Origin of the sequence: Pseudomonas sp. FP2196, assembly GCF_030687715.1 — a bacterium.
Taxonomy (GTDB): domain Bacteria; phylum Pseudomonadota; class Gammaproteobacteria; order Pseudomonadales; family Pseudomonadaceae; genus Aquipseudomonas.
Genome location: NZ_CP117445.1, coordinates 5,445,823 through 5,462,805, shown reverse-complemented (window position 1 = coordinate 5,462,805; position 16,983 = coordinate 5,445,823). Strand labels below are relative to the sequence as shown.

At 61.2% G+C, this 16,983-nt stretch carries 12 protein-coding genes; 8 read left to right on the top strand and 4 right to left on the bottom strand.

The window, feature by feature from the left end; all coding sequences use genetic code 11:
- Positions 1 to 124: 124 nt before the first annotated feature.
- Genes ribA through PSH79_RS24420 form a run of 3 tightly spaced genes read left to right on the top strand, consistent with a single transcriptional unit; the run spans position 125 to position 1,958 of the window.
- Complete coding sequence (ribA, locus tag PSH79_RS24430) at positions 125 to 742, top strand: GTP cyclohydrolase II (RefSeq protein ID WP_095188498.1); 618 nt, start codon at positions 125 to 127, stop codon at positions 740 to 742.
- Positions 739 to 1,158 carry an MFS transporter gene (locus PSH79_RS24425; RefSeq protein ID WP_305440031.1) on the top strand — a complete coding sequence of 140 codons (420 nt, stop codon included), beginning with the start codon at positions 739 to 741 and terminating at the stop codon, positions 1,156 to 1,158. The genes ribA and PSH79_RS24425 overlap by 4 nt, the downstream gene beginning before the upstream one ends.
- The gene (locus PSH79_RS24420) at positions 1,158 to 1,958 is read left to right on the top strand and encodes a cobalamin-binding protein (RefSeq protein ID WP_305440030.1); all 801 of its coding nucleotides are present in this window, start codon (positions 1,158 to 1,160) and stop codon (positions 1,956 to 1,958) included. The genes PSH79_RS24425 and PSH79_RS24420 overlap by 1 nt, the downstream gene beginning before the upstream one ends.
- Before the next feature lie 89 nt (positions 1,959 to 2,047).
- On the opposite strand, the gene PSH79_RS24415 is transcribed toward PSH79_RS24420, so the two are convergent.
- The 4 genes from PSH79_RS24415 to PSH79_RS24400 all read right to left on the bottom strand — a co-directional run bounded on the left by PSH79_RS24415 (position 2,048) and on the right by PSH79_RS24400 (position 7,215).
- Entirely contained in the window at positions 2,048 to 3,934 is a 1,887-nt protein-coding gene (locus PSH79_RS24415; RefSeq protein ID WP_305440028.1) for a TonB-dependent receptor domain-containing protein, read from the bottom strand.
- A 164-nt stretch (positions 3,935 to 4,098) separates the two neighbouring features.
- The gene (gene dxs, locus PSH79_RS24410) at positions 4,099 to 5,997 is read right to left on the bottom strand and encodes a 1-deoxy-D-xylulose-5-phosphate synthase (protein WP_305440027.1); all 1,899 of its coding nucleotides are present in this window, start codon (positions 5,995 to 5,997) and stop codon (positions 4,099 to 4,101) included.
- A gap of 91 nt (positions 5,998 to 6,088) precedes the next feature.
- A complete protein-coding gene (gene ispA, locus PSH79_RS24405; protein WP_187678788.1) occupies positions 6,089 to 6,976 on the bottom strand; it encodes a (2E,6E)-farnesyl diphosphate synthase in 888 nt (295 codons plus the stop codon).
- Positions 6,973 to 7,215: an exodeoxyribonuclease VII small subunit gene (locus PSH79_RS24400; protein WP_003228627.1), complete on the bottom strand. Its 243-nt coding sequence runs from the start codon at positions 7,213 to 7,215 to the stop codon at positions 6,973 to 6,975. The genes ispA and PSH79_RS24400 overlap by 4 nt, the downstream gene beginning before the upstream one ends.
- Positions 7,216 to 7,613: 398 nt before the next feature.
- Between PSH79_RS24400 and PSH79_RS24395 the strand changes: the two genes are divergently transcribed.
- Genes PSH79_RS24395 through PSH79_RS24375 form a run of 5 tightly spaced genes read left to right on the top strand, consistent with a single transcriptional unit; the run spans position 7,614 to position 16,983 of the window.
- Positions 7,614 to 8,405, top strand: a complete 792-nt coding sequence (locus tag PSH79_RS24395; RefSeq protein WP_305440025.1) for a YfaP family protein — start codon at positions 7,614 to 7,616, stop codon at positions 8,403 to 8,405.
- Positions 8,406 to 8,443: 38 nt separating this feature from the next.
- Entirely contained in the window at positions 8,444 to 10,156 is a 1,713-nt protein-coding gene (locus tag PSH79_RS24390; protein WP_305440024.1) for a DUF2138 domain-containing protein, read from the top strand.
- Positions 10,141 to 10,791, top strand: a complete 651-nt coding sequence (locus PSH79_RS24385) for a DUF1175 domain-containing protein (RefSeq protein WP_095188489.1) — start codon at positions 10,141 to 10,143, stop codon at positions 10,789 to 10,791. The genes PSH79_RS24390 and PSH79_RS24385 overlap by 16 nt, the downstream gene beginning before the upstream one ends.
- Positions 10,788 to 15,362, top strand: coding sequence for an alpha-2-macroglobulin (locus PSH79_RS24380; protein WP_305440023.1), 4,575 nt, complete (start codon positions 10,788 to 10,790; stop codon positions 15,360 to 15,362). The genes PSH79_RS24385 and PSH79_RS24380 overlap by 4 nt, the downstream gene beginning before the upstream one ends.
- A gap of 1 nt (position 15,363) precedes the next feature.
- The gene (locus PSH79_RS24375) at positions 15,364 to 16,983 is read left to right on the top strand and encodes a DUF2300 domain-containing protein (protein WP_305440020.1); all 1,620 of its coding nucleotides are present in this window, start codon (positions 15,364 to 15,366) and stop codon (positions 16,981 to 16,983) included.

The following is a 16,983-nucleotide window of genomic DNA, read 5'->3' as shown; positions in this document are numbered from 1 at the left end:
TTGTCCGGAGTCATCAAACTTTTTGATCGTTATGCCCGATAATTCAGCCTAAGCGTCTGTAGGAACCTGCTGTTACAATGCCGCCCAGCGAATCTTCAGACTTTTTTAGATCAGGAGCACACCGGTGCCTGTCGTTTTTGTCGCCGCTTCCAAGCTGCCAACGCCTTTTGCGCAATTCACCATGCACGGTTTTCTCGATGAAGCCACCGGCCGCGAGCACGTCGTGCTGAGTCTGGGTGATTTTGCCGACGGTGCCCCGGTACTCGGCCGCTTGCACTCCGAATGCCTCACGGGTGACGCCTTGTTCAGCCAACGTTGCGACTGCGGCTCGCAACTTGAAGGCGCGCTCAAAGCCATCGCTCGCGAAGGTCGCGGCGTGTTGCTGTACCTGCGCCAGGAAGGTCGTGGCATCGGCCTGCTGAACAAGATCCGTGCCTACGAATTGCAGGACGGCGGCGCCGACACCGTTGAAGCCAACGAACGTCTGGGCTTTGCCGCCGACCAGCGCGACTACGCCATGTGCCTGCCGATGCTCGAACACCTGGGCGTGAAATCCCTGCGTCTGATGACCAACAACCCACGCAAGGTCAAAGCATTGACCGACATGGGGATCGTCGTCGCCGAGCGTGTGCCGCTGCACACCGGCCACAACCCGCACAACAAACTGTACCTGGCGACCAAGGCCAGCAAACTCGACCACATGATGGGCAATGAGCATCAGGGCGAGGTAGACCGGGCGTGACTCGCGGTCAGGTGCGCCGTCGCCTCAGCGTCGACTGGTGGAAATACCTGACGCTGGCGCTGGTGCCGTTGTTCGTGCTCAACGCCGTGTTCGGTCAAAGCGAGGCTATCCTGCCAGTGCTGGCGATGCCGTTCTTTATCGCCGGTGTCGCCTCAATGTTTGTCAGCCTGAAATTTTTCGGCCGCTACAAACATGCGCTGATCGCCACGCAAAAAGCCCTGGATACTCCGGATGAACCGGCAGCCTGGATTGCCCTCGCTGCCCGCCGTCGTGCAGCGTTTCTTGTGGCGGCACTGCCCGCATGGATCGGCGCATTGGCGGTCTTCGTCGGCCTGGAGGCGGTGCCGCTGATGCTGCTGGCATTGTCCACGGCGGTGCTGTTCTACCTCTACCGCATTCCGCGTCAACTCGGCTGATGCGCCGTCTCTGGCTGGCGGTTCTGCTGCTGGCCGTCAGCGGGCCGGTGCTGCCTGCCCTGCGTGTGGTCAGCCTTGCGCCTTCTCTTTCTGAAATCGTCGTTGAGCTGGACTCTGCCGATCTGCTGATCGGTGTGCTGGATGCCGGCGAGCGGCCTGCCGCGATTGCGAATGTTCCCTCGGTGGGTCGCTACGGCCAACTCGACATGGAGCGTTTGCTCAGCCTCAAGCCTGATCTGTTATTGCTTTGGCCCGGCAGCGTCGGACCGGCCCAGCGTGATCAGCTCAAACGGCTCAACATTCCCACTTATGTCGCCGAACCCCACAGCCTGGAACAGCTTTCAGGACAGATTGAAGCCATTTCTTCTCAACTGGGCCGGCCCGAGCGCGGGATGAAACTGGCTGCGGATCTTCGCAATAAGTTGGGAGATCTGCGTCAGCGCTATCGTCGGGACGTGCCGCTGAAAGTGTTCTATCAGGTCTGGGACAACCCTCTGTACACCGTCGGTGGCGGGCAGATCATTAGCGATGCGCTGGAAGTGTGCGGTGCGCGCAATGTCTTTGGCGACCTGAGCCTGCCGGCACCGCAGGTGAGTACCGAAGCAGTGCTGCAGCGTGATCCAGAGGTGATTCTCGCGGGTGATCAGGCGCAGCTTGAGGCGTGGAAGGCTTGGCCGCAGGTGGCAGCGGTGAGGCAGGGGAAACTCCTGTTGGTCACCGATAAAGGCCTCGAACGGCCGAGCGGCCAAATGATCGACGCCACCGCCAAGCTCTGCCAAGTGATCGCACCAGACAAATAATCCCTGTAGGAGCTGCCGCAGGCTGCGATCTTTTGACTTTGATTTTTAGATCAAAAGATCGCAGCCTGCGGCAGCTCCTACAGAGGATTTCAGCGCAGTTCAGGCGTCCAGGTCACCCCAAACACCCAAGCCCGGCCTTCCTCTCGATAGCCATACTGGTTGCCGTCGTAACTGTAGTTCGCACGGCTGTAACCTTTGTCCAGCAAGTTATCCACCTTTAGGTCGAGCTTGATCTCACGGTTCAGCGCCCAACTGCTGCGCAAGCCGAGCGTGCCGTAGCCACCCAGTGGCTGAGTGTTGTTCAAGTCGTCGTAACTGCCGCTGACCAGTTGCCAACTGGCGCCCACGCCCAGTCGGTCGAACTGTCGATCCAGATCCCAACTGGCCGTGCGCCGGGCCCGTCGCGCCAAGGTGTGGCCGGTGTCACGGTCGCGCGGGTCGATGATCGACACGCCTAGGTTGCTCTGCCAGCCAAACAGCTCCTGCTTCAGCGCTGCTTCAAAACCATTGATCCGCGCGGAGGCCACGTTCTCCGGCCGCGAGTTGCTGCCAAAGATGATCGCGTCTTCCAGATCGGTGCGGTACAGCGAAGCTTCCAGTCGAGCGCTGTCGCTCAACTGGCTGCGCCATTGCAGTTCGTAGCTCTTGGAGGTTTCCGGTTTCAGGTTCGGGTTGCTGAAGTCCGGGTAGTACAGGTCATTGAAGGTCGGTGCGCGGAAGCCCTCGCTGTAACTCAACAGCAAGTCATTGTCCGGGTTCAGCGGCAGGGTGAACGTGCCACTCCAGGTGTTCTGGCTGCCGAACTGCTGGTTTTCATCATGGCGCAGACCCAGTTCCGTGGAGAAGTTGTCGGCCTGATAGCGATGCTGGATAAACGCCGCGCGGTTCCAGCGGCTGTCCTCGTCGAACGCGGTGCTGCTGTTGACTCGGTCTTCATACCAATCGCCGCCGAGGATCAGGCTGTTGCGCGCATTCAGGGTCAAGTCGTTCTGCCAGTTCACCGAGTCGCGGTAGGTGTTGAACACCGTGCGCTCGTCGCTGAGCTTGTCGAGGGTCTTCTCGCGGTTTTCGCTGTGGCCAAATTCGACGCGGGTTTTCCAGAGGTCGTTGACCCGAGCATCGACGTAACTGCTGATGCTGCTGACGTTGAAATCGCTGTACGGCTGCTGCTGTAGCGACTCGAAAGTGGTCATGTCGAAGCGCCCGAACGGATTGTCGAACTCGCTCTTGCCGCGGTTATCCAGCAGATTGGCGCCGACTTCGATGTCATCGGTCAGCGCATGGCTGAGGCTCAGGCTGACGGACTTGTTGCGGTAGGCGTCATGATCGCCGTCGCTTGGATACGACTCATGGGTACGGTCGAGGCCAGCGGTTTCATCGAGGCTGGCGCCGAGGTTGAAGCGGGTTTTGTCATCGCCGCCGGACAAGCCGAGACTACGTTCCCAAGTCTGGTTGCTGCCGACGCCGACGTGCAGACGTGGCTGCAAACCTTGTTCACTGCCGCGCCGGGTGAAGATCTGAATCACCCCGCCAATCGCATCGCTGCCGTAAATCACCGAGCGCGAGCCGCGCAGCACTTCTACGCGTTCGATCTGTTCAATGTTCAGGTGCTGCAGATTGCTGTCGCCGGAGGTTGAACTGCCGATGCGCTGGCCATCGACCAATACCAGACTCTGTGCTGATTGTGTGCCGCGAATGTAAACCCCCGGCAGACTGCCACGCCCACCAGCCTGCGCCACTTGTACGCCCGGTACGCGACGCAGCAGGTCCGGCACGTCGCTCGGTTGCAGGCGGTCGATGTCTTCGCGGGTGAACACGGTGTTGGCGGCGCTGCTGTCGTTGCGTGCTTCGACCTGGCGGTTGGCGCTGATCAGGGTGTCTGGCAGTTTCAGGGCCTGATCGCGTTCGAAGGTGTCGGCGAAGGTGCTGGCGGTCGGCAGCAGAAGGAAAGGCAGGGCGAGGCGAGGGAGGTTCATCGGTGATCCGTTGTTACGTGATGCGGGCACAATTTTGAGGTTTCCACAAAACACTGTGGGAGCGGGCATGCCCGCGAAAGCGTCGGCACAATCAACACAGATGTTGGATGTACCGGCCTCTTCGCGGGCATGCCCGCTCCCACAGGGATGATGAGTTTAGCGATTTAGCGGTTGAGCAATTCCAGACGCTCGCGAATCGACGCCTCGATCCCGGCTTCATCCAGTCCGCACTCGGCCAGCATTTGTGCAGGCTTGGCGTGCTCGACGTAGATATCCGGCAAGCCGAGATGCAGCATCGACTTGAGGATGTTCTCGCGTGCGAGAAATTCGCTGACCGCGCCACCGGCGCCGCCCATGATCGCGTTCTCTTCGATGGTGACCAGCAACTCGTGGCTGGCGGCAATCTCGCGTACCAGCTCTTCATCGAGCGGTTTGACGAAGCGCATGTCGACCACGGTAGCATCCAGCTTATCGGCGACTTTCAGCGCTTCGGCCAGTTGCACACCGAACACCAGCAGGGCGACTTTGCTGCCCTGACGACGGACGATGCCCTTGCCGATTTCGATCGGTTCGAGGTCTTTCTCGATGGTTGCGTTCGGGCCAGTGCCACGCGGGTAACGCACCGCCGCCGGGCCGTTGTAAAGATGACCGGTGGTGAGCATTTTGCGCAGTTCGTTTTCATCGCTCGGGGTCATGATGACCATGCCCGGGATGCAGCGCAGGTACGACAGATCGAAGCTGCCGGCGTGGGTCGGGCCGTCTTCGCCCACCAGACCTGCGCGGTCGATGGCGAACAGCACGTCGAGGTTCTGTACCGCTACGTCATGAACGAGCTGGTCGTAACCGCGCTGGAGGAACGTCGAGTAGATCGCCACCACCGGTTTCGCGCCTTCGCAGGCCATGCCGGCAGCGAACGTCACCGCGTGTTGCTCGGCAATCGCCACATCGAAGTAGCGCAGCGGGAAACGTTCGCTGAACTCCACCAGGTCCGAGCCTTCTTTCATTGCCGGTGTGATGCCGACCAGACGCGGATCAGATGCAGCCATGTCGCACAGCCATTCGCCGAACACCGCCGAATACTTCGGTCCGCCCGCTTTTTTCGGTGCAGCGGCCGGAGCGTCGACAGGTTCCAGTTTGGTGATCGCGTGGTAACCGATCGGGTCGACTTCGGCTGGGGCGAAGCCTTTGCCTTTTTTGGTGACGATGTGCAGGAACTGCGGGCCCTTCAGATCGCGCATGTTGCGCAGTGTGGCGATCAGGGTCGGCAGGTCGTGGCCATCGATCGGGCCGATGTAGTTCCAGCCCAGCTCTTCGAACAAGGTGCCGGGAACCAACATGCCTTTTGCGTATTCTTCGGTGCGACGGGCGATTTCCCAGGCGCCGGGCAGGCGCGACAGGACTTTCTTGCTGCCTTCACGCATGCTCGCGTAGGTGCGGCTGGAAAGGATCTTCGCCAGATAATTCGACAGACCGCCGACGTTGCGCGAGATCGACATGTCGTTGTCGTTGAGGATCACCAACATGTTGGCGTTGACTTCCGGCGCGTGGTTCAGCGCCTCGAAGGCCATGCCTGCGGTTAACGCGCCATCGCCGATCACGGCAATCGCCTTGCGATCACTGTTCTGCAGGCGGGCGGCAATCGCCATGCCCAGCGCTGCGCTGATCGACGTGCTGGAGTGGCCGACGCCAAAGGTGTCGTAATCGCTCTCGGTACGACGCGGGAAGGCGGCGATGCCGTCCTTCTGGCGCAGGGATTCCATGCGCTCGCGGCGTCCGGTGAGGATTTTGTGCGGATACGCCTGATGACCGACGTCCCACACCAGCCGGTCGTCCGGGGTGTCGAAGACGTAATGCAGCGCGATGGTCAGCTCGATGACGCCCAGGCCGGCACCGAAATGCCCACCGGTCTGGCCGACCGTGTAGAGCAATTCCAGGCGCAACTCATCAGCCAGGGTTTCCAGCTCGGCTTCGCCTAACCGGCGCAGGCCGTCCGGCGTGTTCGCGCGGTCGAGCAGGGGCGTGGTCGGGCGCTTGCGGGGAATCTCATGAAACGTCGTGGGCATCAGGCGAATCGTTATAGGTATAAAAGATGCGGCAGTTTACCTGATGCATCGCCCCCTGCCCACGCGTTGGTCTTTTTTGGCTGAATCGCCGTCAGTTGCGCCGATCGACGATATACCGGGCCAGCTCGCGCAAAGGCTCGGCGGCCGCGTCAAACGGTCGCAGGGCGTGCAGCGCTTGATCGCGCAGTTCCAGGGCGTAGGCCTTGGCGGCGTCCAGACCCAGCAGGGCCGGGTAGGTTGGCTTGTCGCGGGCGATGTCGGCACCCTGGCGTTTGCCGAGGGTTGCGGTATCGCTTTCGACGTCGAGAATGTCGTCCTGCACCTGAAAGGCCAGGCCAATGGCCTGTGCATAAGTTTGCAGGGCTTTCAGTTCATCCTTTTCGGCACGGCCGCTGGCCAGGGCGCCGAGTTTGACGCTGACTTCGATCAACGCACCGGTCTTGTGCCGGTGCATCTGTTCGAGGGCTTTCTGATCGAGTTTGAGGCCGACCGAACCGAGATCGATGGCCTGACCACCGACCATGCCCGCCGGGCCTGCGGCTTGAGCCAGAGCCGTGACCATTTGCAGACGGATGTCGGCGTCGAGATTGCTCAGGTGCGGATCAAGCAAGGCGCTGAACGCCAGGCTCTGCAAGCCGTCACCAGCGAGGATCGCGCAGGCTTCATCGAATTTTTTGTGGGTGGTCGGCTGGCCACGACGCAGATCATCGTCGTCCATCGCCGGCAAATCGTCGTGAACCAACGAATAAGCGTGGATCAGTTCAACCGCGCACGCTGCGCCGTTAGCTTGTTCGGCCTTGCCACCGAGCGCTTCGCACGCGGCGTAGGCCAGCAGCGGACGCACGCGTTTACCGCCGTTCATCACGCTGTAGCGCATGGCCTCGTAGAGACGCGCCAGCTCCGGCAGCGGGGCGTTGAACAGGCTTTCCAGTGCCGCGTTGACCCGGGCCTGGCTGGTCGCCGAATACGCTGCAATCATTCTGGCTGTTCCGCGTCGAAGGGTTCCTCGGCGAGTTCGCCATCGCGCTCCAGCAGCACTTGCACCTTCTGCTCGGCCTGGGCCAGCGCTGCCTGGCAATCACGGGTCAGCCCGATGCCCTGCTCGAAAGCGGTCAGCGAGTCTTCCAGCGACAATTCACCGTTCTCCAGACGCTCGACCAATGTTTGCAGGTCGGCGAGGGACTGTTCGAAATCCAGTGCAGCTTTTTTGCGGGCCATGGCGGCAGTTTCCGGTTGACGTTAAACCGGCGGGACACTAGCAGATAGGGGGTTTATGGGCAAATGAGCAGTCCTGACAACACCGCAGATAAAAAAACCTGTGGCGAGGGGATAAATCCCCTCGCCACAGGATTTGTGGTGATTCAGGAAGATTCAGGCTTATTCGACTCATCTTGTCAGCCGTATAACTGCGCTATTCGGCTCACACCCAATAAAACTGCGTGATTCCTACCGCAAAAGCACATGTATCCGATTGTTAAAAAACTGCCAAATCGCTAATCTTCGCGCCTTCTACGACCCGACAGTCACGGGTCTTTCAGACGAAACGCAGTGTTCACCGCTGTGAAGTACCGAGGATCGGGTGCAAGGTTTCGTTCAGGCATGGCAGGAGGCAATACATGCGTTCATTTCTTTTGCTGCTGATCGGCCTGGCCTGCGCGCCTGCGTTGCTGGCGGCGCCGACAGCTGAGATGTCGGAGCCGGTGGGCGGCTGGCGCTACCACGGCTTGCTCGATCGCACGGAAAACCCGCAAGTCGCTTATCCCACGCCGCCGATCGATCGCGGCATCCAGCGCAATCGCACGATGATCCAAGGCCAACTCAAGGCTATCGGGCATATGCGCCCGCCACACAGCCTCGCCGTGAATGGCAATCCATTGAATCTGTACACCGACGACCAGGGTCGTTTCGCCCGGCCGTATGCGTTCGGCGCCGGTTCCAACAGCGTCGAGGTGATCAGCGCCGAGGGCCAGTCGCTCAAGCGTGTGCAATTTTATGAAGCAAATAACCTGCGCACGCCGGCGAGAATTCGTCTTGTCTTGGGATGGGACGATCCGAAAGCCGAACTCGATCTGCACATTGTCACGCCCGATGGCCAGCATGCCTTTTGGGCGCGGCCGGCGCTGAGCAATGGCGGCGGGCTCGACCCGGATGGCGTTGATGGTCCCGGCCCGGAAATGTTCACCATGACCGCGCCGCTGCATGGCACCTATCTGGTTTATGTCAACTATTGGGGCAACTTTGGCAACGGCGGCTATAACTTCGAGGAGACCAGCAACCAGAACGAGGTGATCACCTCGCAAATCACGCTGGTGCTCAACGAAAACACCGTCGACGAAAAACGCGAAACATTCATCGTGCCCCTGCGGGCGATCGGTGATCTGCTGCTGGTCAAGACTTTCAACTATTAAGCATCCCGCTCCACGGATGAACTTCGGGTTTTGTGAACATGAGTGATAACGCTGCTTCTCCGGCCGTCCCGACACCTGCCGGCAAACCTTCCCGGCGCTGGCCGGCATTGCTGATCGGATTGGTCCTGGTGGCCGGCGTGGCGGGAGGTTTTGGCTGGCTGCTGCTCAAGCCCAAGGCGCCGCCGGCAGAGCTTGCCAGTGACAAACTCGGTCTGAGCCGCCCCGACGCCTTGCTCGAAACGCGCTCGCTGAGTCAGTTGCCCAAGGACTTGCTGACGGTGCCGTTTCTCAAGGCCACGCTCACCGAAGATTTTGTCTTCTATTACGAAACCCACACCGACCGCCTGGGCTTGATCGGCAGTCTGCGCCGGATCATCTACGAGCATGACCTGAAGTTGCAGGACAGCCTGATCGAGCAGCTTTTCGATCAACCGGCGGACGTCGCGCTCTGGCGGGGGGCCGATGGCCGGCTCAAGGATTTCCTGTTGGTGATGGATCGCGGTGGGTTGGCGAAACTGCTGGAGCCGCTGGCGAAGGTCGCGCTGGATGATTCGCAGCTCAGTCAGATGGCGGAACTCAAGGTCGGTGGCGACACGGTGCCGCTGTACCAACTGACCTACAACGCCAGCAAAGCCCTGTTGTTCGCCTCCCACGGCGACAAACTGGTGGTGCTGTCCAATCCGGCCAAGTATTACGATCCCGAAAGTGGCGTGTCCGAAGAGTCGGGCCATGTCTCTTCGCAAGCGCTGGCAGCGCTGCTCAACGGCGAAAAACTGTTCCCCGAAGCTTTCGGTCTGCCTGCCAAAAACCCTGAAATCAAACAACGCCTGTCGGTTAATTCCAGCGTCCTCGCCATGGGCTACCAACGCTTCATCCCGAACTTCGCCGGGCTGCGCTTCGATATGGACGACAAGGGCTGGCACAGCTACCTCGCCATGGATGAGTTGGACAACCAGCCAGACTTCGATTTCAAACCGGTCTGGCAAGCCATGCCGCTGGGCGCCAGTGCCTGCGTGACCTTGCCGGTGGCCGCCGAACCGCAGAAACCGTTGCTGGTAAAACTCGGCGCGGAAGACGCCGTGGCGCAGACACTCACCGAACACGTGGCCGGCGCGGCGGGGCTTTGCTGGTACGCCGATTCGCGGCTCTACACGCCGTTGCTGGTCGCCAGTCTAAAGGACGAGGACAGCAGCAAACTCGATGGCGATCTCGGCAAACTGTTCGGTTCGATGGTCGGTGCCTTCGAGTCCAACGTCGAAGAAAACGTCTTCCCTGTGGTCGAGAAACAGGAAGGCCAAAGCCACGTCTGGCAGCGCCAGGTCAGCTCGAACTTCGGCCCTTACGCCGCGAAGACTGCCGAAAATCCGGACGCCATCAGCGGCAAGGCCTTCATGAAGGTCAGCCTCGCACGCCATGGCTCGACGCTGGTGTTCTCTCTCGACGACAAACTGGTCGACAAAGCTCTCGGCACCCTCGACAAGCGCTTCCCGCCGATGGCCGACGTACTGCCCAAAGATGTGCTGATGCCGATCTACTTCGGCCCGGACTCCATGGCGCAACTCATGCAGCAGGAAACCCTCGACAGCCTGCCGCAGGACATGGAACCGGTGTTTTACAACGCCGCGCAAACCTACCTGATCCCGAAATTGCGCACCCTCGGCGGCTATGGCAAATATGCCCTGACCCTGCCTGAAGGCAGCGAACCCGACGGCCACTGGCAATGGCTGCCACTGGAATGGAAAGCGCTGTGACGGCACTGATTCGCAGCCTCGGCCTGCTCGCGCTGTTGCTCAGCGCCGGCGCCCGTGCGATTGAGGCTCCGGCACTTGATCCGGCGCAGTCTCAGGTGTTCCGCGCCTGGTTCGTGCGTATCGCCCAGGAGCAACTGAGCCAGGGCCCGAGCCCGCGCTGGTATCAGCAGGATTGCGCGGGGCTGGTGCGTTTCGCCGCCAACGAGGCGCTGAAAGTCCACGACGACAAATGGCTGCGCAGCAATGGCCTGTCCAATCGCTACCTGCCGCCGGAGCTGTCGCTGAGCGACGATCAGCGCAAGCTCGCCCAGCAATGGCAGCAGGGCGGCGGCAAGGTCGGGCCGTACGTCAACGCGATCAAACTGATTCAGTTCAACAGCCATCTGGTCAGCCGCGATGTATCGCAGGCGCGCCCCGGTGACCTGATGTTTTTCGATCAGGGCGACGACCAGCACCTGATGATCTGGATGGGCCGCTACATCGCCTATCACACCGGCACCACCACCCCCACTGACAACGGCATGCGTTCGGCAAGCCTGCAGCAACTCATGACATGGAAGGACACCCGATGGATACCCGACGCAGCCAACCCCAACTTCATCGGCGTCTATCGACTGAACTTTCTCTCCCAATGACCGGTGCCCGCATGTTGCGACTCTGCGCAAAAATTCCTCTGTTGCTGGCACTGCTGCTGCCGCTGGCGACTGTTAATGCCGAAGATTCGGTAGAGCCAAGCGGCTACACGCCGGTGTCCGGTGAGAGTTTCTTTCTGCTCGCCGACAGCAGTTTCGCTGCCGACGAACAGGCGATGGTGCGCCTCGAAGCACCGGGTCGTGACTACCGTCGTTTCCGCATGGAACCGTACGGCGGCGCCGATATTCGCGTGTACCGCATCGACAAGCCGCTGGACTTCCTCAAGCGCCAGAAGAACCTGCACCGCGTGGTCAGCGACGGTCAGTTCAAGGGCGAAGGCTTGTCCAACACCCTCGCGTATCTGTGGGACAACTGGTACCGCAAATCCCGTCGGGTGATGCAGCGTGCGTTCTCCTATGAATCGCGCAAACAGGTCACCGAGGAAGTGCCGGAACTGAAGATGGGCAATGCCATCGCCGCGCCGACGCCATACGACGCACAGCCGCAATTCGCGCTGATTCCGGGTTTGCCAGTGGTCAGCCAGTTCCGTTATCCGCTGTGGCAGGCCAAGCCGATTCAACCGCCGGCCGGGGTCAATCTGGCCGGCTCTTCCAGTGACTTCGTCAGCGTCGCGCCGGGCAACGTTTACATCCCGCTGGGCAATCTGAAGCCGGGTCTGTACCTGGTCGAAGCGCTGATCGGCAAGTACCGCGCCACCACTATGGTGTTCGTCTCCAACACCGTGGCGGTCAGCAAGATTGCCGGTGATGAGTTGCTGGTCTGGGCCGCGCGCAAACACGAAGGCAGTTCGGTACCGAAGGTCAATGTGCTGTGGACCGACGGCCTCGGCGTGATGAGCAGCGGTGCCACCGATGCCGATGGTTTGCTGCGTCTGAAACACGTCAGTCCTGAGCGTTCGTTCGTGATCGGCGAGGACGAGGAGGGCGGTGTATTCGTCTCCGAGAACTTCTATTACGACAGCGAAATCTACGACACCAAACTCTACGCTTTCACCGACCGACCGCTGTATCGCCCGGGGGATTGGGTGTCGCTGAAGATTGTCGGTCGCGAGTTCAAGAACGCGCGGGACTCGGTGCTGCCGGGCGCGGCGGATGTCACCGTCAGCGTGCTCGATGCCACCGGCACCGAGCTGCAACACCTCGATCTGAAACTCGATTCGAAGGCCGGTACTCAGGGCCGTTTCCAGTTGCCGGATAACGCGGTGGCCGGTGGTTACGAGATTCGTTTCAACTACAAGGATCAGGCCTACAGCAGCGCCTTCCGTGTCGCCGAATACATCAAGCCGCACTTCGAGATCTCGCTGAACCTGGCCAAACAGGATTACCGCACCGGCGAACCGGTCAAAGGCAGTCTGGTGCTGCTGTACCCGGACGGCAAACCGGTGGCCAACGCCAAACTGACCCTCAGTCTGCGTGCCCAGCAACTGTCGATGGTCGACAACGAGCTGCAATACCTCGGGCAATTCCCGGTGGAACTGACTAGCACCGAACTGACCACTGACGGCAAAGGCAACGCAACCCTCGACCTGCCGGCGGCGGACAAACCGAGCCGTTACATGCTCACCGTGTTCGCCAGCGACGGCGCGGCGTATCGGGTCAAGACCACCAAGGAAATCCTCATCGACCGCGGCGCCGCGAGCTTCCGTCTGAGTGCGCCGCAACGCTTCAGTGCGGTCAACGACAAGGTTGCGTTCAGCTACGCCAATGAGGGCAGCACCGAGCAAAGCAAAGCGGTCACGCCGAGCAGCTATAGCTGGGTTCGTCTCGAAGATCAGAGCACCGGCGAAGGCAAACTCGCCGCGACTGACAAAGGCTTCAGCCTGGCGTTCGAACGTCCGGGTACTTACAACCTGACCTTGAAGGATCAGCACGGTCGCGTCCTCGGTGCCACAGGGCATTCGGTTACCGGCGACGGCGTCAAAGCCGTGCCGGGCACCGTGGAAATCGTCCTCGACAAACCTGAATACAAGGCTGGCGATGAAGCGCTGGCACTGATCACATTCCCGGAACCGGTCAGCGATGCCTTATTGTCGCTGGAGCGCGACAAGGTCGAAGCCACCGCGCTGCTGGCCAAGGGCGGCGACTGGCTGAAGCTGGAAAAACTCAGCGACACCCAATACCGCGCGCGCATCCCGGTGAAGGACAACTTCGCGCCGAACCTGACCTTTTCCGTGCTCTACACCAAGGGCGGGCAGTACAGCTTCCAGAACGCCGGGATCAAGGTCGTTGCGCCGCAAATCGACGTGGCGATCAGCACCGACAAAGCGGTGTATCAACCGGGCGATACCGTGACGGTTGACCTGACCACGCAGTTCGCTGGCAAAGCGGTACCGGCGCACGTGACCGTCAGCGTCGTCGATGAAATGGTCTACGCGCTGCAACCGGAAGTTGCGCCGACCATCGACCAGTTCTTCTACCACCCGCGTCGTAACAATGTGCGCACCAGCGCCAGCCTGTCGTTCATCAGTTACGACGTGGCGTTGCCGGGCAGCCCCGGTGCGCCGGGCAAGGCCAACCGCAGCGAACGTGGGGTGAAAGTGCTGGAGCGGCCGCGTCGTGAAGACGTCGACACCGCCGCGTGGCAGCCGGAATTGCTGACCGGCGCCGACGGCAAAACCCGTTTCACCTTCAAGATGCCGGACTCGCTGACCCGCTGGCGCATCACCGCGCGAGCGATTGCCGATGACGGTCAGGTCGGGCAGAAGAAACAGTTCGTCCGTTCGGAAAAACCGCTGTACCTGAAGTGGAGCGGCCCGAGCAAATTCCGCAAGGGCGACCAGCCGCAACTCGGTGTGTTCGCTTTCAGTCAGGCCGAAAAACCGGTCAAGGCTGAACTGGTCACTCACTACGCTGGCACCGAACAACGCCTGCCGGTGACCCTGAACAACGGCATCAACTACCTGCCACTGCCGGCGTTCGCGTTGGCCTCCGGTGAGTGGACGGCGGAACTGGTGCAGGACGGCAAAACCGCTGATGCTTTGGCCGTGCGCCTGAGCGCGACCGGTGATGGCTGGCAAGTGACACAGACGCAGAGTCTCGATGTAGCCAGCGGCGACACTCCACTGAGTCTGCCGGCAGACGCGACCGACATTCGCCTGCGTCTGGATGACAGCCCGCAAGCGTTGTTCCGTTCCGCGCTCGACGATCTGCTCAGCTATCCATACGGCGGCGTCGAGCAGACGGCCAGCCGTTTACTGCCGCTGAGCATCGCCTATCCATCACTGGCATCGAGCCCGCAGATCCGCGATCGCTTGCGCCTGATCATGCAAAACAGCCGTCTGCGTCTGGTGCAAATGGCCGGGCCATCGGCGAGCTTCACCTGGTGGGGCTACGACGGTGAGCCCGATGCGTTCCTCACTGCTTACGCCTATTACGCCGACTGGAACGCCAGCCAGGTACTGGATCTGACGCTGCCGCCGGAGCACTGGCAGCGGGTGTTGGAGGTGTACGCCAAGCAGGCGCCGAACACGCCGTTGTTGCAGCGGGCGCTGATTCTGTCGTTCGCCAAACAGATGCATTTGCCGGTCAGCACCTTGCTCAGCGGTTTGATGGACGATCTGGCCAAGGCCGGGGAAGGCAGTGCCGAAACGCTGATGGACGATGGCGCAGAAAGTCTGGTGATGAGCGATCCGGATTCGGCGCTGGGTCTGGCGGCGGCGCGGGTCTTGACCGCATCGCTGGCGACTCAGTCGAAGGTTACGTTGCCGGATGCGTTCAATCGTCAAGTTGGCTCGGCGCAACAGCGTCTATCGGTCAGTTCGCAGCCGTTTGCCGAAGCGCTGAATCTGTCGCTGCAAGCGTTCGATCAGGCTCGTGCACAGGCTCTGCTGCAGCGGCTGCTACCACAGCAATCGACCCTTGAACGCGCACTTGCCCTGACCTGGCTGCAACGCAGCATCGCCCAAGCGTCGCCGACCATTGCGCTGACCCCGGGCGAAGGCTGGAAGAAAAATTACGGCGCAACCGGTGAGATGTACTGGACGTGGCAGGGCGCGACCCCGGTGCCGAGCGTGTTGATGGTGTCCGGGACTCAGGAGCGTCCGCTGCGTGCGGCGCTGAGCTTCCAGACCCAGCAACCGGCGGTCGATCCAATGGCTGTGACCATCACCCGTCGCCTGTCGCGACTGGTGCCGGGCGATGAAGCATTCACTTTCAAACTGGAGCCGGTCGGGACTAAACCGCTGTCCAGTGACAGCCTGTATCTGGACGAAGTGATCCTCACCAGCAAAGCGCCGAAACCGCTGCGCTACGGCATGCTCGAAGTGCCGCTGCCACCGGGCGCCGATGTCGAACGCACCACGTGGGGCATCAAGTTGCAGGGCAAGGACGGCACCGAGCCGACCGCGCTGGAGAAGGCACGCTTCGAGCCGGGGCAACTGACTTACGCGGTGCCGGTGGATGCGCTGAGCGGCGAATTGCGTCTGCGCCATCTGGTGCGCTTCTCGCAGAAGGGCCAGTTCAGCCTGCCGCCGGTGCGCTTCACTCAGGTCTACGCGCCGCAGCATCAGGCCCAGGAAGCGAAAGCCGCCCTCGGTCAGGTCACGGTCAACTGACATGACCCGGCCGCTGCTGTGGCTGCTGTTGTGGGTGATTCCTGCGCTGGCAACGGCGCAGGATGAGTCTTTGCGCGTGGCCTACAAGGGTGAATTGTTATCGTTGAGCCAGACGCAACTGATCGCTCGCGAGCCGTTGCCGCCTTCGCTGGATGCGCCGCTGGGCAGTCTGTGGAAGCTGTTTGTTTACGCCTGGCTGGTGGATACCGGCGCTCGCGAACCTGCTTACGAATGTCGTGGACAGTCGAAAGAGGAAGTCTATTGCTGCTCGGCGGGCGGCAAGATCGAGCGCGATCAGGCGTTGGTGAAATCCTGCGGGTTGTATTTTGAACCTGCCCGATTAGGCATTACCGCTACCGATTGGAGAACTTACTGGCAGGCGCGGCAAGCGCCGACGTGGTTGCTGGATTTGCCGTCGGTGCAACCGGCCACGCGGGTTTCTGTGGCTGACTTGCTGAAGGTTTTGTCTTCGCTGCCAGCTCAAGATCAGATGCGCCGTGTGCTGCTCGACGTGGTGTTGAACGCCGCCGATGGCAATGTCGTCGGTGAACTGGGCGCTCGCCTGCGGGTAAAAACCTGGAGCTGGCTCGGCGATCAGGATCCGCAATCACGGCAGGGCGGATTTGCCGGTTGGACGGTGGACGGTTCACCGGTTTGGGCAGGTGGGCGCGGCACCAGTCAGATGGTTTTACGACATTACGGTGCAGCGTTGGCGACGGTGTTACCGACCGCTTGGCCAACAGAGGCTGGGCGTTGTGTTGAGGTCGGACTGTTCTCACGCTATCCGGTTGTGCGGGTTTCGACTGGCGAGCGCGTGGTGACGTCTGGCCCGTTGCAGGGCGACTACCGCGTCGACTTCGCCAACGGCAATGCGCTGGATATCCACAGCGACGGCGAACTGTTTCTGCTCAACGACAAACTGGTCGCAAGGCTTGATCGCGAACAATACGTCGCCCGGGTTTTGGAGCGCGAAGCCAAACCGGAACCCGCCGAAGCCGCCAAGGCATTGGCCGTGGCGATCCGCACCTACCTGCTGCAAAACGCCACGCGCAACGGCGATTGCCTGAGCATCGACGACAGTAGCAATCGCCAGCGCGTCGCGCCGCGTCCTGCTTCGCCCGAATCTCGCAACATCGCCGCATGGACGGCGGATCTGGTCCTGGCCGGCAGCACCGTCACCTATCACTCCGACCAACCCGGCCCGGACAAACTCGCCTGGCAGCAAGCCGTCGAACAAGCCAACGCCGGCCAACGCTACGACGCGATTCTGCTGCACGCCTATCCGCGCGCCAGCCTCAGCCGCTGGGACAACCCGGTCGCTTCCTGCGAAGGACTGCCCGCCGCGCAAGACTGGCTGCAGAAACAGCGACGCGGCTGGCGTCCGAAGCTGGAAAGCGAAACCGGCTACAACGAAGTCAGCACATTCGCGGTGTGCAAGCTCGCTTTCGGCCGACCCTTCGTCGACCGCGAACGCCAGCGCATCTACGTGCGTGGCGTGCTGACCTTGCAGGATCGCCTCGACCTGACCCACGAATATCTGCACCTGGCCTTTGAAGCACATCCCAACGGCCAGGATGAAACCTACATCGAAGGGCTCGCCCGTCACCTCTTGCTGGAATAG

What these genes read in the sequence shown, in the direction of transcription:
- PSH79_RS24420 (WP_305440030.1), top strand. Translation starts at nt 1,158, where the DNA reads ATGCGCCGTCTCTGGCTGGCGGTTCTGCTGCTGGCCGTCAGCGGGCCG.
- PSH79_RS24415 (WP_305440028.1), bottom strand. Translation starts at nt 3,934, where the DNA reads ATGAACCTCCCTCGCCTCGCCCTGCCTTTCCTTCTGCTGCCGACCGCC.
- dxs (WP_305440027.1), bottom strand. Translation starts at nt 5,997, where the DNA reads ATGCCCACGACGTTTCATGAGATTCCCCGCAAGCGCCCGACCACGCCC.
- ispA (WP_187678788.1), bottom strand. Translation starts at nt 6,976, where the DNA reads ATGATTGCAGCGTATTCGGCGACCAGCCAGGCCCGGGTCAACGCGGCA.
- PSH79_RS24400 (WP_003228627.1), bottom strand. Translation starts at nt 7,215, where the DNA reads ATGGCCCGCAAAAAAGCTGCACTGGATTTCGAACAGTCCCTCGCCGAC.
- PSH79_RS24395 (WP_305440025.1), top strand. Translation starts at nt 7,614, where the DNA reads ATGCGTTCATTTCTTTTGCTGCTGATCGGCCTGGCCTGCGCGCCTGCG.
- PSH79_RS24390 (WP_305440024.1), top strand. Translation starts at nt 8,444, where the DNA reads ATGAGTGATAACGCTGCTTCTCCGGCCGTCCCGACACCTGCCGGCAAA.
- PSH79_RS24385 (WP_095188489.1), top strand. Translation starts at nt 10,141, where the DNA reads ATGGAAAGCGCTGTGACGGCACTGATTCGCAGCCTCGGCCTGCTCGCG.
- PSH79_RS24380 (WP_305440023.1), top strand. Translation starts at nt 10,788, where the DNA reads ATGACCGGTGCCCGCATGTTGCGACTCTGCGCAAAAATTCCTCTGTTG.
- PSH79_RS24375 (WP_305440020.1), top strand. Translation starts at nt 15,364, where the DNA reads ATGACCCGGCCGCTGCTGTGGCTGCTGTTGTGGGTGATTCCTGCGCTG.